This is a genomic window from Kitasatospora sp. NBC_01250 (assembly GCF_036226465.1).
GTDB lineage: Bacteria > Actinomycetota > Actinomycetes > Streptomycetales > Streptomycetaceae > Kitasatospora.
This window is the reverse complement of the sequence record NZ_CP108476.1, coordinates 531,163-545,424: the sequence shown is the minus strand read 5'-3', so window position 1 is coordinate 545,424 and position 14,262 is coordinate 531,163. Positions and strand designations below refer to the sequence as shown.

The 14,262-nt window shown below is 73.2% G+C and carries 10 protein-coding genes; 3 read left to right on the top strand and 7 right to left on the bottom strand.

What is annotated here, in order from left to right; translation table 11 throughout:
- Positions 1-279: 279 nt before the first annotated feature.
- From OG500_RS02600 to OG500_RS02580, 5 genes are all read right to left on the bottom strand, one after another.
- A complete protein-coding gene (locus tag OG500_RS02600) occupies positions 280-1,770 on the bottom strand; it encodes an MFS transporter (protein ID WP_329576025.1) in 1,491 nt (496 codons plus the stop codon).
- The gene (locus OG500_RS02595) at positions 1,767-3,584 is read right to left on the bottom strand and encodes an IucA/IucC family protein (protein WP_329576023.1); all 1,818 of its coding nucleotides are present in this window, start codon (positions 3,582-3,584) and stop codon (positions 1,767-1,769) included. The genes OG500_RS02600 and OG500_RS02595 overlap by 4 nt, the downstream gene beginning before the upstream one ends.
- Positions 3,581-4,174 (bottom strand): GNAT family N-acetyltransferase, encoded by a 594-nt coding sequence (locus tag OG500_RS02590; protein ID WP_329576020.1) that lies wholly within the window; start codon positions 4,172-4,174, stop codon positions 3,581-3,583. The genes OG500_RS02595 and OG500_RS02590 overlap by 4 nt, the downstream gene beginning before the upstream one ends.
- Positions 4,175-4,245: 71 nt before the next feature.
- Entirely contained in the window at positions 4,246-5,538 is a 1,293-nt protein-coding gene (locus OG500_RS02585; protein ID WP_329576017.1) for a lysine N(6)-hydroxylase/L-ornithine N(5)-oxygenase family protein, read from the bottom strand.
- Between the two features lie 38 nt (positions 5,539-5,576).
- A complete protein-coding gene (locus tag OG500_RS02580; protein WP_442907120.1) occupies positions 5,577-7,121 on the bottom strand; it encodes a pyridoxal phosphate-dependent decarboxylase family protein in 1,545 nt (514 codons plus the stop codon).
- Positions 7,122-7,351: 230 nt separating this feature from the next.
- On the opposite strand from OG500_RS02580, the gene OG500_RS02575 reads away from it, so the two are divergent.
- Positions 7,352-9,613 carry a penicillin acylase family protein gene (locus OG500_RS02575; RefSeq protein ID WP_329576014.1) on the top strand — a complete coding sequence of 754 codons (2,262 nt, stop codon included), beginning with the start codon at positions 7,352-7,354 and terminating at the stop codon, positions 9,611-9,613.
- Complete coding sequence (locus tag OG500_RS02570; RefSeq protein WP_329576011.1) at positions 9,603-10,214, top strand: GNAT family N-acetyltransferase; 612 nt, start codon at positions 9,603-9,605, stop codon at positions 10,212-10,214. Before OG500_RS02575 ends, OG500_RS02570 begins: the two co-directional genes overlap by 11 nt.
- A gap of 9 nt (positions 10,215-10,223) precedes the next feature.
- Here OG500_RS02570 and OG500_RS02565 read toward each other — a convergent pair whose 3' ends face one another.
- Entirely contained in the window at positions 10,224-11,747 is a 1,524-nt protein-coding gene (locus tag OG500_RS02565; RefSeq protein ID WP_329576008.1) for a glycoside hydrolase family 3 protein, read from the bottom strand.
- A 281-nt stretch (positions 11,748-12,028) separates the two neighbouring features.
- Between OG500_RS02565 and OG500_RS02560 the strand changes: the two genes are divergently transcribed.
- Positions 12,029-13,240, top strand: coding sequence for a cytochrome P450 (locus tag OG500_RS02560; RefSeq protein WP_329576004.1), 1,212 nt, complete (start codon positions 12,029-12,031; stop codon positions 13,238-13,240).
- A 14-nt stretch (positions 13,241-13,254) separates the two neighbouring features.
- On the opposite strand, the gene OG500_RS02555 is transcribed toward OG500_RS02560, so the two are convergent.
- Positions 13,255-14,256 carry a 1-acyl-sn-glycerol-3-phosphate acyltransferase gene (locus OG500_RS02555; protein ID WP_327064703.1) on the bottom strand — a complete coding sequence of 334 codons (1,002 nt, stop codon included), beginning with the start codon at positions 14,254-14,256 and terminating at the stop codon, positions 13,255-13,257.
- Positions 14,257-14,262: the final 6 nt, after the last annotated feature.

Below are 14,262 nucleotides of genomic sequence, written 5' to 3'. Positions count from 1 at the left end.
GGCAGTGGGCACGGGTGGCGCGGCGAAGGCGGGGGTTGCACCTGAACTGGCGGTTGCGAGCCGTTTCTTGCGGTGACTACGGGACCGGTGGCGCTGATCAGCGACGGTTCGTGTTCCTCGGTGCGCCTCGAAAGCGTAAGGACTGGACCACCGGCCGCACAAGGGTGGCAACCGGACCTCTTTGTCCGTCACCTGTCAGAGAGTTGACCCCTGGCGCGGCGGAGAAAGCGACCTGCAGGCCTGCCTGATGCTCCGTCAGGCAGGCCTGCGGCCGTTCGCTCAGGTGCCGGGTCGGGCGGCCCGGCGCAGGAGGGCGGCGGTGACCAGTCCGCCGGCCAGGACCGCTGCCGCGCCGATGAGTTGGGTGGCCTCGACGGCCCGGCCGAAGGCGTGCAGCGTGTCGGCGCGCAGCGAGTCGGTGGGCGCCTCGGCAAGGGCGCGCGGGAGGGAGTCGGCTCCGGTGAGCGCGGTGAACCGGGTGCTGAGCACGGCGCCCAGCACGGCGACGCCGAGGCTGGAGCCGAGTTCGGCCATCGCCCCGTCCATCCCGGCGCCGACACCCGCCCGTTCCGGTGGGATCGAGCTGAGCACCGCCTCCGCGATGGCGGGGTTGGCCAGTGCGCAGCCGGCGCCCATCAGCAGCAGGCCCGGCAGCAGCGTGCCGTAGCCGTCGTCCGGTCGGCAGGCGATGACCCCGAATCCTGCCGCGAGCAGGCCCATGCCGAGCGCGATGGCCTGCGGGCGGCCGAGGCGGGCCAGCAGCCGGGCGGCGACGCCGGTGAAGTTGAGCAGGACGATGCCGAGCGCGAACGGCGCCATCCGCAGGCCGGCCTCCAGGGCGCTGTAGCCGCGGACGAACTGCAGTTGCTGGGTGAGCAGGAAGAGGCCGCCGCTGCTGCCGAAGGTCATCAGCAGGACTCCGGTGACGGCGCCGACGAACCGGCGGTCGCGGAAGAGCACGGGGTCGAGCATCGGGTGCCGGGTCCGGCGCTCCCAGCGGACGAAGCCGGTGAGGGCCGCCAGGCCCAGGGTGGTCGGCAGCAGGACGGCGGCCGAGGCCCAGGCGTGGCCGGGAGCGGTGGTGATCGCGTAGACCAGGCAGGCCGCGGCGATGGTGGACAGCGCCGCACCGGGCAGGTCGGGTCGGCCCTCGCCCCCGTTGCGTGTCCCGGGCACCAGCGAGCGGACGGCCACCAGACCGATCGCCACCACCGGCAGATTCACCAGGAAGAGCGCGCCCCACCAGAAGTGGGCCAGCAGCAGACCGCCGATCGGCGGTCCGGCCGCGAAGCCGAGCGCGCTCACCGCGGCCCACACCCCGATCGCGCGGGAGCGCTCGGTGGCGTCGAAGACCTGCATGACCACGGCCAGGGTGCTGGTGACCAGCAGTGCGCCGCCCACCCCCATGCCGGCCCGGGCGGCGATCAGCTGCCCGCTGGAGTGCGCGAGGGCGGCTGCCAGCGAACCGGCGCCGAAGAGCGCGAGGCCGGTGAGCAGCAGCCGGCGGCGCCCGTAGCGGTCGGCTGCCGCGCCGGCCGCCAGCAGCAGGCCCACCTGGGCGAGCGAGTAGGCGTTGACCATCCACTGCACGGCGGCGGTGTCGGCGTCCAGCGCGCGGCCCAGGGAGGGGATCGCCACGCCGAGCACGGTGTTGTCGAGCACCACGGCGAACTGCACCAGGCAGACGACGGCGAGGATCGGCCAACGGGCGGGGTGCGGGCCTGCGACCGCCCCCGCCGCGTCGGTGTGCTCGCGCTGAAGGGCCGTCACCGAACCGTCAGCGGCTGTGCCGGGCGCGCCGCCGGGAGTACCGAGGGGGCGAACGGGGCGATCGGGTTGGTCAGTTCGCCGACCAGTTGGAGGGCCCCCGAGGGATCGGCCAGGTCCACCATCTGCTGGTTGTCGCGCAGCTGGAGGCGGTTGAGGCAGGAGAGCGGGAACCCGGTGGCGAACAGGTCGAAGCGGGCGAACTTGTCGGCCAGCTGCGGCACTTGCCGCTGGTAGGCAGTGACGCAGTCGGCCACCGTGCGCCAGAAGTCCTCCTCGTCGAGCGTGCCCGCCTCGTCCAGGGCGGCGGACAGGTAGCGGAAGAAGCAGTCGAAGACATCGGTGAAGATGGACAGCAGCCGCATGTGTTCCGGGACTTCGGCGCGCACCCGCTGGACCTCGGGCGGCAGCTCGGCGGTCGGGTCCATCACCACGATCTCCTCGGCGATGTCCTTGAAGATCGCCCGCCGGACCGTGCCGGCCTCGTCGAGGACCAGGATGACGTTCTCGCCGTGCGGCATGAAGGCCAGGTCGTGGGCGTAGAAGCTGTGCAGCAGCGGGGTGAGGTAGGCGTCCAGGTAGCCGCGCAGCCAGACGGTGGGCGCCAGGCCCGAGCGTTCGATCAGTGCGGCGGCCAGCGAGTGGCCCGCCCGGTCGGTGTGCAGCAGGGCGGCCATGGTGGCCAGCCGTTCGCCGGGGGCGAGCGAGGGCACCGGGCTCTCCCGCCAGAGTGCGGCCAGCATCTTGCGGTAGGGGGAGTGGCGATCGGTGGCGGCCTCGTACTGGCGGTGCCGGTAGCCGATCGCGGCGTGCTCGCGGATGATCGACAGGCCGGTGCCGCGCAGCACCTCGTCACCGGCGATCAGTTCGGCCAGCCAGTCGTTGATGGCCGGGGTGGCCTCCATGTAGGCGGCCGAAAGTCCGCGCATGAAGCCCATGTTGAGCACCGAGACGGCGGTCTTGACGTAGTGCCGTTCGGGGTGGGCGGCGTTGAAGAAGGTCCGGATCGACTGCTGCGGGAGGTAGGCGTCGGTGCCCTCGCCGAGCAGGACCAGGCGCTGGGCGGCGAGTTCGCCGGCGAAGGTCACCGAGAGCCTGTTGGACCACTGCCAGGGGTGCACCGGCAGCAGGTGGTAGTCGGCCGCGTCCAGGCCGCGCGCGGTGAGGGCCGACTCCAGACGGGCGCGCTCGTCCGGTCCCAACTCCCCGGCCAGCAGCTGCTCGTAGTCGGTGTCGGTGCAGGCCGTGAAGGTCGAGTGGGCGCGGTGCGCGGCCAGCCAGATCAGCCGGACGGGGTGGCCCGCCTCGGGTGCGTAGCGGTGGTACTCCTCACCGTCGAAGCCGATCCGGCCGTTGTTGGCCACGAAGCCGGGGTGCCCCTCGGTCATGCCGCTCTCGATGGCCTGGAAGTCGGCGCCGGCCAGCTCGGCAGCGGTGACCGCGGGCTTGTCGAGCTTGTAGGCGGTGCCGGCCAGGGTGGAGCTGATCTCCTCCAGGTAGACCGGCAGCACCTGGTCGGACAGGCCCAGGGTGGTGCGCAGCTCCAAGAGGAAGTCGACGGCGTCCAAGGGGAGTTCGCGGCCGTCCCGGTGCCGGGTGATCGAGTCGGCGGGGATCTGCCAGTGGTCGAGGGCCAGCAGCCGGGCGGTGAAGCGGTACTCCACCGACCGGTCGTCGCTGTGCACGGCGTAGTGACCGGTGCCCAGCGGTTCAGGGGCCAGCAGCCGCTCGTGGGCGAACTCGGCGAGGGCCTTGCGGACCAGCAGCCGGTTCGCGGTGGCCCAGGTGTCCGGCCTCAGATGGGCGACGGGGTTCACGCGCGTGCTCCTCGGGTAGCGGCGGCGAACTGCTCGCGGGTGCAGAAGCTGAGCAGTGCCTCCTTCTCGGGCTTGGTGATCGGACCGGCGGGCCGGAAGCCGACGGCGGCGTTGAGCGCGTGCACGGCGGTGTTGCGCACATCGGGTTCGACCACGACGCGTCGCACGGCGGGATCGTCCAGGACGAACGCCATGACGCTGGTGATCACCGCACGGGTGAAGCCGTGCACGGGGGTGTCGGTGGGGGCGCAGAGGAAGTGCATGCCGATGTCGCCCGGCTGCGGCGGGTAGAGGCCGACGAGTTCGACGCGGGCCGGGTCGTAGCGCTCGACCAGGAAGGCCGGCCGGCCCTCGACCGTGCCGATGCAGGCGTCGTGGTGAGGGTGTTCGGCGATCCTCCGGTACTCGGCGACCACCTCGGCCTCGGTCAGGCCCTGCATCATCCAGAAGGCGGCCTTAGGGTGGGTGACCCAGCCGTGCAGCAGCTCGGCGTCGGTGGCCAGGTTCAGCGGACGGACGGCGAACCGGCCGAGGGCCGGGTCGGTGCGGGAGAACAGGACGGTGGTGCGGTCCGGGTGGTGCTCGTTCACGGGGTGCTCTTCTGTGCGGTGGGCGGTCGTGCGGTGCTCTTCTGCGCGGTGGCCGGTCGTCGGGTGGGCGGTCATGCGACGGCGCCTTCGGGTGCGCCGAACTCCTGGAAGGCGATGGCCTTCTCGATCGGGTAGACCTCGCGGCCGGCCAGCTCGCGGATGATCCACGAGTTGCGGTAGGGGCCCATGCCGAGGTCGGGGGAGGTGACGCTGTGGGCGTGGGTGGCGCCGTTCTGCAGGAAGATCCCGCGCCCGGTGGTGTCGATGCTGTAGTTGCGCGCCACCTCGAACCGGCCGCGGCCGTCCGAGCGGATCCGGTCGCGCACGGGTGCGAGGAAGTCCGGGGTGCGGTAGCGGTAGCCGGTGGCGAGCACCAGGCCCTCGGTGGTCAGGGCGAAGTCGCGCTGCTGCTCGGTGTGGTGCAGATCGAGCCGGTAGCTTCCGGTCGTCTCCTCCCAGGAGGCGCTGTGCAGTGCGGCGTTGGTGAACAGCCGGGTGTTCACCGGGCCGCTGACGCTCTTCTGGTAGAGCAGGTCGTAGATGTTGTTGATCAGGTCGGCGTCGATGCCTTTGAACAGGCCCTTCTGCTCGCCCTCCAGGCGGTAGCGGGTCTCCTCCGGCAGCGCGTGGAAGTAGTCCACGTACTCCGGCGAGGTCATCTCCAGGGTCAGCTTGGTGTACTCGAGGGGGAAGAACCGCGGGGAGCGGGTGACCCAGTTGAGCTGGTAGCCGTGCGGGTCGGCCTCGGCCAGCAGGTCGTAGTAGATCTCGGCGGCGCTCTGGCCACTGCCGACCACGGTGATGCTCCGCTTGGCCTGCAGCGCCGTCTTGGCCTGCAGGTAGCCGGAGTTGTGCACCAGGTCGCCGCCCAGGCCCCGGCAGGCCTCGGGCAGGTAGGGCGGGGTGCCGGTGCCGAGCACCAGGTGGCGGGCCCGGTGCCGCACGGTCCGCCCGCCGGCCTGGGCGGTGACGGTGTAGAGCCCGTCCGCCTCGTCGTACTCGACCAGCGTGACCTGGTGGCCGAAGCGGATGCTGGAGAGCCGGCCGGCGGCCCAGCGGCAGTAGTCGTTGTACTCGGAGCGCACCGGGTAGAACATCTCGCGGATGTAGAAGGGGTAGAGGCGTCCGCGCTCCTTGAGGTAGCTCAGGAAGGAGTGCGGCGAGGTCGGGTCGGCCAGGGTGACGAGGTCGGCCATGAAGGGGGTCTGCAGGGTGGCGAAATCCAGCAGCATGCCCGGGTGCCAGTCGAACTCCGGCCTGCTTTCGAGGAAGAGGCCGTCGAGGTCCTCGATCGGGTCGGTCAGGCAGGCCAGGCCCAGGTTGTAGGGGCCGAGCCCGATCGCGATGAAGTCATGGGTGGACATACGGGGTCTCCGGGGTGCGGGGGAGGGGTTGGCGGGGTTCAGCGGCGGACAAGCCGGCGCTCGTCGGCGGCGAGGTGGTGCTCGGCGTGGGCGGCCAACAGGTCGAGCACCTGGGCGATGTCGGCGAGCGTGGTCTCCGGGTTGAGGAGGGTGAACTTGAGGTAGTGCCGGCCGTCGACCTTGGTGCCGGCCACCACGGCCTCGCCGGATGCGGCCAGCGCCTCGCGGGCGTACAGGTTGGCGCCGTCGGCCCGCTCGTGGTCCTGGCCGGCGGCCGGGAGGTAGCGGAAGACCACGGTGGACAGGTGCGAGCGGGTGACCACCTCGAAGCGCGGGTCGGCGGCGAGCAGGTCGTGGGCGGCGGCGGCCCGGTCGACCACCTCGTCGAAGAGCGCGCCCACCGCGTCGGCGCCCATGATGCGCAGGGTCAGCCAGAGCTTGAGGGCGTCGAAGCGGCGGGTGGTCTGGAGCGACTTGTCCACCTGGTTGGGGATCCGCTGTTCGACCATCCTGGCCGGGTTGAGGTAGTCGGCGTGGTAGGTCGCGTGCCGCAGCGACGCCGCGTCGGCGACGATCAGGGCACTCGAACTGACCGGCTGGAAGAAGGACTTGTGGTAGTCGACGGTCACCGACCGGGCCCGCTCGATGCCCTCCAGCAGGTGCCGGCGGGTCGGCGAGACCAGGAGCCCGCAGCCATAGGCCGCGTCCACGTGGAACCAGGCACCGGCCTGCTCGCACAGGTCGGCGATGGCCGGCAGCGGGTCGATGGTGCCGAAGTCGGTGGTGCCCGCGGTGGCCACCACCGCCATCACCGGCAGGCCCTCGCGCCGGCAGCGGGCCAGCTCGCGCTCCAGGGCCTCGGGGCGCATCCGGCGGTCGGCGCCGGTCTCGACGGTGATCACGGCGTCGGGGGCGAGGCCCAGCAGCTTGGCGGACTTCTGGACGCTGAAGTGGCCGGCCGCGGAGGCGAAAATGCGCAGCTTGGGCAGCAACTCGGTTCGGTCGGAGGGCAGCTGGGAGCCGGCCGGAGCGGCGGTCAGCGCCTCCTCGCGGGCCAGCAGCAGCGCCTGGAGGTTGGACTGGCTGCCGCCGCTGGTGAAGACACCGTCGGCGTCGACGCCGAAGCCGATCCGGCCGGCGGTCCAGTCGATCAGCCGGCGCTCGATCAGCGTGCCGCCGGCGCTCTGGTCCCAGGTGTCCAGCGAGGAGTTGACGGCGCTGAGCACGGCCTCGCCGAGCAGGGCCGGGATCACCACCGGGCAGTTGAGGTGGGCCAGGTAGCGCGGGTGGTGGAAGTAGACGGCGTCGCGCAGGTAGACGGTCTCCAGCTCGTCCAGCGCGGCACTCGGATCGCCCAGCGGCTGGTCCAGGTCGATGGCGGCGATCTCGGGTGCGAGCCGCTGCGGCGACATGCCGGTGAAGGGGCGGTCGGCGCCGGATATCCGCTCGGCCACCCGGTCGACGCCCTCGCTCAGCGAGTGGCGGTAGCGCGCCACCGTCCGGTCGTTGAACAGGTGCCTGCGTGCGCCGTCGGTCATCACCGTGGGGCGGGCCGACCGGGCCGTGACAACGGGTCCTTGCATGCTCATGGGCAGTCCTCAGCTGGGACGGAAGGGGGAGAGGGGAGGAACTTAGGTTAGCCTAACCTAAGTCGCATCGAAGATCGCCACCGCTCGGCCGGCGACCTGCATGAACGCGACACCACGCGACACCACGCGACACCACGCGACACCACCACCCGGCGGACTCCGCCGCACACCTGAGGGGCAGACATGAAGCAGCACACCGCACGACCGGTGGGCGGCGGGCGCCCGTGAGCATCGAGGTCTTCCGCGACGCCTGGGGCATCCCGCACCTGCGGGCCGGCGACCCCCTCGAACTCGCCTACGCCCAGGGCCACAACGCTGCCATCGACCGTGCCTGGCAACTGGAGGTCGAGCGTCACCGCGCGCAGGGCACCTCGGCCGCCTTCCTGGGCGCCGGCAGCCTCGACTGGGACCGCTTCGCCCGGCAGGCCCGGCTCGCCGACACCGCCCGGCGCTGCTACGCCCGCCTGGACGAACCCACGGCCGCCTGGCTCGACCGGTACGTCGCCGGGGTCGCCGACGGCCTGCGCGAAGGCGCCGACCGCGCACCGCAGTTCGCCGCCACCGGGCTGTCGCCCGGCCGCTGGGAGCCGTGGACACCGATGGCCCTGTGGCTCTCCCACCACATCCTCTTCGCCGGATTCCCGAGCAAGCTGTGGCGCCGGCGCGTCATGGACCTGCTCGGCGAGCGCGCCGTCGCCCTGTTCGCCACCGACGGCATCGCCACCTCCGGCAGCAACGGCTGGCTCCTCGCCCCCGGGCGCACCGCGAATGGTGCCGCGCTGATTGCCGGCGATCCGCACCGGTTCATCGAGGACCCGGGCATCTACCAGCAGATCCACCTGGCCTGCCCCGAGTTCGACGTGGTCGGCCTCGCGGTCCCCGGCGTCCCCGGCATCGCGCACTTCGGGCACACCGGCAGCGTCGCCTGGGCGATCACCAACGCCATGGCGGACTACCAGGACCTCTACCACGAGCGGTTGCGGCGCACCGCCCGCGGCGGCGTCGAGGCGCTCGGGCCCGACGGCTGGCGCAGCGCCGCCGCGCACACCGAGACCATCGAGGTGGCCGGGAGCGAGCCGGTCACCGTCGAGATCGTCGAGACCGACCGCGGACCGGTGGTGATCGGCGGACCCGACGGCACCGACGGCGCGCTCAGCCTGCGCTACCCGCCCAGGGTCCGCGAGGAGTTGGGGTTCGCCGCGCTGCCCGCGCTGCTGCGCGCCCGGACCGTGGCCGACGTCGACCGGGCGCTCGAGAAGTGGGCCGAGCCGGTCAACGTGGTACTGGCCGCCGACACCGCGGGCGGCCTGCTGCACCGCGTGGCCGGCGCCGTGCCACGCCGGGACGCGCGCAACCTGCTGCGCCCGGTGCCCGCCTGGGACGCCGCGCACGCCTGGCGCGGCTGGCACGCCCCGCTGCCGCGCGCCGAGGTGACGGACCACGCGGTGATGGCCAATCAGCGCGGCCTCGCCGCACCGCTGGGCGTCGAGTTCTCCGCACCGCACCGGGCCGACCGGATCGCCGAACTGCTGGCCGGCTCCGGGCGGTGGACGGGCGAGTCCATGGCCGCGGTGCACACCGACACCTACCTGGGGTCCACCGCCACGCTGCTCGGCCTGCTGGCCGGCCTGCCCCGGCTGAGCCCTGCCGCCGACCGGCTGCGAACCCAATTGCTGGGCTGGGACCGGAGAATGGACCGCGACTCGGTGGCGGCCGGTCACTACGCCGCACTGCGCTCGGCAGTCGTCCGCCTGCTGGCCGCCGAGCCCGTGCTCGCCCCGTTGGCGGAACCGTCCGGCCTGCCGGAGCTCTTCGCCCCCTGGCTCTCGCTCACCGCGCGGATCGCCTTCGCCCTGGAGCGCCTGCTGGCCGCCGACCTGCTGGCCGCCGACCTGCCGGCCGCCGACCTGCTGGCCGCCGACCTGCCGGCCGCCGACCTGCCGGCCGCCGACCTGGCGGCCGCCGACCTGCCGGCCGCCGACCTGCCGGCGGACGACCGTGCGGCCGACGACCTTGCGGGCGATGGCCTCCTCCCCGGCCTCCTCACCGGCATCGACCGCGCCGAACTCGTCCGCACCGCCCTCGAACAGCTGGCCGCGACCCAGGCGAGGGACGGCACCGCACCGCCGACCTGGGGCGACACCCACCGGCTCGCCCCCTGGCAGGCGCTGCCGGACCCCGCCCCGACCCCCGACCCGACCTCCGACCCGCCCCCCGGGCCCGCGCTCGGCGGCGACCATGACTGCGTGCTGGCCACCTCGTGCATCCCCGGCCTCACCGATCTGAGCGCCCGCGCCTCGGCCGCCCGCTACGTCTGGGACCTCGGCCGACGGGAGGACAGCCGCTGGGTGGTTCCGTTCGGCGCGCACGCGGTGCCCGGCCACCCGCACCACCGCGACCAGCTGCCGCTGTGGCTCAGCGGCGCGCTGGTGCCGGTGATCACCGACTGGAACAGGCTCACCAAGGAGACCGGCGATGACCACTGACCACCGCACCCCGACCGGGCGCACCCACACCCAGGACGTCCCCGGCCTCGGCACTCTGTCGATCCGACCGCTGGACCCGGTGGACGACGCCGACACCGTCCACGCCTGGGTGAACCAGGAGCGCGCGAGATTCTGGGGCATGGTCGGCCACAGCCGCGACCAGGTCCGGGAGATCTACGCCTACGTCGACTCGCTGACCACCCACCACGCCTACCTCGCCCTGCACGACGGCACACCGGTCGCGCTGTTCCAGACGTACCAGCCCGAGCACGATCCCCTTGGCGCGCACTACCCGGTCCGGCCCGGCGACCTCGGCATCCACCTGCTGGTCGCCCCCGCGCACGGCCCCGTGCAGCCCGGCCACACCGGGGTGCTCGTCGGCTTCTTCCTGGACTTCGTCCTGTCCGACCCGGCCGTCCGGCGCATCGTGGCCGAACCGGACGCCCGCAACGAGAAGTCGATCGCCCGGCTGCTGCGCAGCGGCTTCACCCTCGGCCCGCAGGTCGACCTGGCCGACAAGCGGGCCCAACTCGTCTTCCTGCACAGGGAGAAGGCCGAACTGGTCCGCCGCTCGATCACCACCGCCGGCGGCCGGGCGTAGCGAGGGGCCTCAGCTGCGCAGGCCGGCCAGCGCCTCGGCCGCGGCCACCCCGGAGGCGGTGGTCGCGCCGTGGGTGACGATGTGCACGGCGCCGGGAGCGGTGTCGCCGGGCAGGCCCATCTCCACCACGACGGCGTCGGGGCGGGCGCCGACCAGCTCGGTCAGCGCGGCGCTCATCCAGTCGTGCCGGGCGGCATCGCGGACGACCACCACCAGCGGGCGGCCCGCGGCCGGCCGCAGCGCCAGCTCGTCCAGGACCGCGGCCCGGTCGCCCAGGTGCCCGGGGTGCAGCCGGACGAAGGTCGTTCCGGGCAGCCGCTCGCGCAGCGGCGCGGCCACACCCCAGGGGGTCTCGGGGCCGATGGCGAGGTTGGTGGTCGGCACCAGCTCGACCACGTGCGGGGCGGCGGCGAGCGGCAGCAGCTCCGCGCCGCGGCCACGGATCCGCACCGCGCGGCGGGCGGCCGCGAAGCCGACGTCGCCACGGATCGGGCTGGTCGGCACGGCGCGGCCGAGCTGTGTCGACCAGGTGGCGAACTCCCGTACCCGGTCCGCGGCTTCGCGCAGTCGCTGCTCCGCCAGCCGGCCCGAGGCGACGGCCGAGACCAGCGCACCCGCGAGCAGGGCGACGGTGCCCTCGTCGGCGCTCTCCCCGCCGACGCACACGGCATCGGCGCCGGCCGCGAGCGCGCCGACGGCGGCGCCGTCGATGCCGTAGCGGTCGGCGACCGCGCCCATCTCGATCCCGTCCGTCACCACCAGTCCGTCGAAGCCGAGTTCGGTGCGCAGCAGGTCGTTGATGATGGTGCGGCTCAGGGTCGCCGGGTGTTCCCGGTCGTAGGCGGGCACCAGCAGGTGCCCGGTCATCACGACCCGCACGCCGGCCTCCAGCGCCGCCCGGAACGGCGGAAGGGCGGTGGCGGCGATCTTCTCGGCGGTGGAGTCGTCCGTGGGCAGACCGTGGTGGGAATCGACGGAGGTGTCGCCGTGGCCGGGGAAGTGCTTGGCGCAGGCGGCCACGCCCGCCGCCTGCAGGCCGCGGGTCCAACCGGCGGTGTGACGGGCCACCAGCTCGGTGGTGGTACCGAAGGAGCGCAGCCCGATGACGGGGTTGCGCGGGTTGGAGTTGACGTCGGCGCTCGGCGCGTAGTCGAGGCTCACTCCGGCGGCGTGCAGCTCCCGCCCGATGTCGCGGGCGACCGCCTCGGTGAGCTCGACGTCGTCGACGGCGCCGAGCGCGAAGTTGCCGGGGCGGGTGGAGCCGGTCCAGCCCTCGAGGCGGGTGACGTCGCCCGCCTCCTCGTCGATCGCGATGATCAACTCCGGATTCTCGGCGCGCAGTTGGGCGGAGAGGCGGGTCACCTGCTCGGGCGCGCCGATGTTGCGGGAGAACAGCACCACGGATGACAGACCGTCACCGATGGCCCGCAGCAGCCAGTCCGGCGCCTCGGTGCCGACGAATCCCGGCTGGAGGACCGAGAGGGCGAGGCGCCGCAGCTCGGGGTCGCTCCGGGTGGTCCTGCTGGAGGTCATCGACGGGGCCTTCCGGGATCGGGGCGGCGGTGCCGGTCGCAACGTTCGTCATGCGTGGACGAATGGATGTTGGTATAGACCAACTGGGGTGTCAAGGGTTTCGCAGCCTCGTGGGCCACGGATCGCGAGCCACCCACCCGGGGCCGACGGTGCGGTGACGGGAAGTCAGCGGCCGGTCACCGGCGCGTCAGGGACGGGTGCTTGGGTGGTCCGGTCGGGGGCACCCGCCGCCGGAGCGGCCGGGCGGGTCAGGCATTCATACGCGATGAAGGGGGACGACCATGCCCGGTACAGACTCCGGTGTGCTCGGCTGGCCGCTGGCCCGCGGCTGTCCGATGTCGCCGCCGCCAACACTCGGTGCGGTCCGTGACGACGGCCCGCCGACACTGGTCCGGCTGCCGGCCGGCGCCGGCGAGGAGCAACTGGTCTGGCTGGTCACCCGCTACGAGGACGTGCGGTCCGCCCTCAAGGACCCCAGGCTGAGCGCCGACGAGACCCGGCCCGGCTTTCCGGTGCGCTTCCCCGTGGCCGTCGACGAGCGGCCGAGCGGGTTCCTGCGGATGGACGATCCGCAGCACGGCCGGCTGCGCAGGATGGTCGCCCCGGAGTTCACCGTCCGCCGGGTGCGCGCGCTGCGCCCCCGGGTCCAGGAACTGACCGAACGGGCGGCCGACGACCTGGCAGCCGGACCGCAACCAGCAGACCTGGCAAGGGACTTCGCCACCAAGGTGTCGGCGCTGGTGATCGCCCGGCTGCTGGGCATCCCGGACGAGCAGACCGGGTTCTTCCTGGAGCAGACCCAGACCATGCTGACGGACGGCGACCCGGCCGGCTCACTGGCGGCGCACCACCGGATCATCGCCTTCCTCGACCAGCACGCGCGCGCCAAGCAGCACGACCCGGGCGACGACCTGGTCAGCCGACTGGTGCACAACCACGTGGCCACCGGCGAACTCGAGCGCGCCGATCTCCTGGGCATCCTCAAGCTGCTGCTCGTCGCCGGCCACGAGTCGACCGCCACCCAGATCGCGTTCAGCACGCTGAGCCTGCTGACCGACGAGCGGCTGCGCGCCGAGGTCCTGGCCGACGGCGGAGCGCTCCTGCCGCAGTTCGTGGAGGAGTCGATGCGGTTCTGGTCGATCGTCCAGGACGGCGTGGTGCGCCAGGCCACCGAGGACCTGCGGATCGGCGAAACCCCGGTCCGGCAGGGCGAGTCGGTGATGATCAGCCTGCTCGCCGCCAACCACGACCCCGCCGTCTTCCCCGACCCCGAGCGGCTGGACATCCACCGCGACGCCTCCGGCCACCTCCTGTGGGGCCACGGCGCCCATTTCTGCCTCGGCGCGTCGCTGGGCCGACTGGAGGTGACGCTCGCCCTCGCCTCCCTCCTGACCCGGCTGCCGACCCTCCGCCTGGCCTGCGAGCCGTCCCGGCTCCGCCTGCGCGAGCACCCCGTCTTCCACTCCCTGGCCGAGCTGCCCGTCACCTGGTGATCCGGCGCTTCCGCTCAGCCGGGGATCTGATGGCGTGCCACCCAGGCGTCGACCCGGTCCCACTGGGCCAGCAGCCAGGCCTGCCGGGCCTCGTCCCCCGTCGGCACGGCCCGGGCCGGGACTCGCCACCAGTGCGCGCGGACCGGGTGGGTCAGGGGCAGTCCCCGCCAGAGGGAGCCGGCCGAGTCCATGGTGTCGAGCCCGGTGTGGGTCACGAAGACCACGTCCGCGGTCGGTGCGGCTGCCAGCGCGGCCAGGCTGCCGGTCATCCTCGGGGGCAGCACGTGGCGGTCCTGCTCGGCGTGCGCGGCCTGGACCCGCTCACCGCGCCGGCGCAGTCGGCGGATCGCCCGCTCCCGGCGGTGCTCGGTGAAGTTCCCGCCCTCGGGGAAGACCACCAGAGCGTCCCCGTCCCGCAGCCCGGCGGCCAGTTCGGTGATCCGCTCGACGGTCGCGGCGGAGTCGCCGTGGCCCGCGGGGACGAAGCAGGAGGGCAGGCGGGTGAGCAGCACGTCCAGGCAGGGGTCCAGGCGCAGTTGCTGCTTGAGCACGACCCGCGGCCGGTAGTGGGCGACCGAGATCAGCCGCTCGACCAGGAGGAACGAGTCGCCGGGTCCGGCGTGCCGGGCCAGGACGATCAACGGGCCGCCGGGGCCCGCGGGTTCGGGGCTCACCTGCAGCCGCAGATGGAACAGGCGCGCACCCGCGCGGTGGACGAAGCGCAGCAGCCGGCCAAGGAGGCGGTGGTCCAGCTCCGCGCGCCGTGCGCCGCCCTCGCGCCGCCCGAGGCAGCGCAGCCAGTTGGCGGTAGCGGCCAGCAGGCCGCCGAGATCCGCGAGGACGTACAGCAGCAGCAGGGTCGCGAGCCGGACGGGCCGGGCGCGGCGGCGGCCGAGCAGCAGCAGCGGCAACTGGCAGACCAGCGCGAGGGCGAGCAGCAGGACGGCTGCCGGGAGGCCGACGAGCAGCAGCGGGACGGTGACGCACCGTCGCAGCAGACATCGGAGCCGGGTCATCGCGTC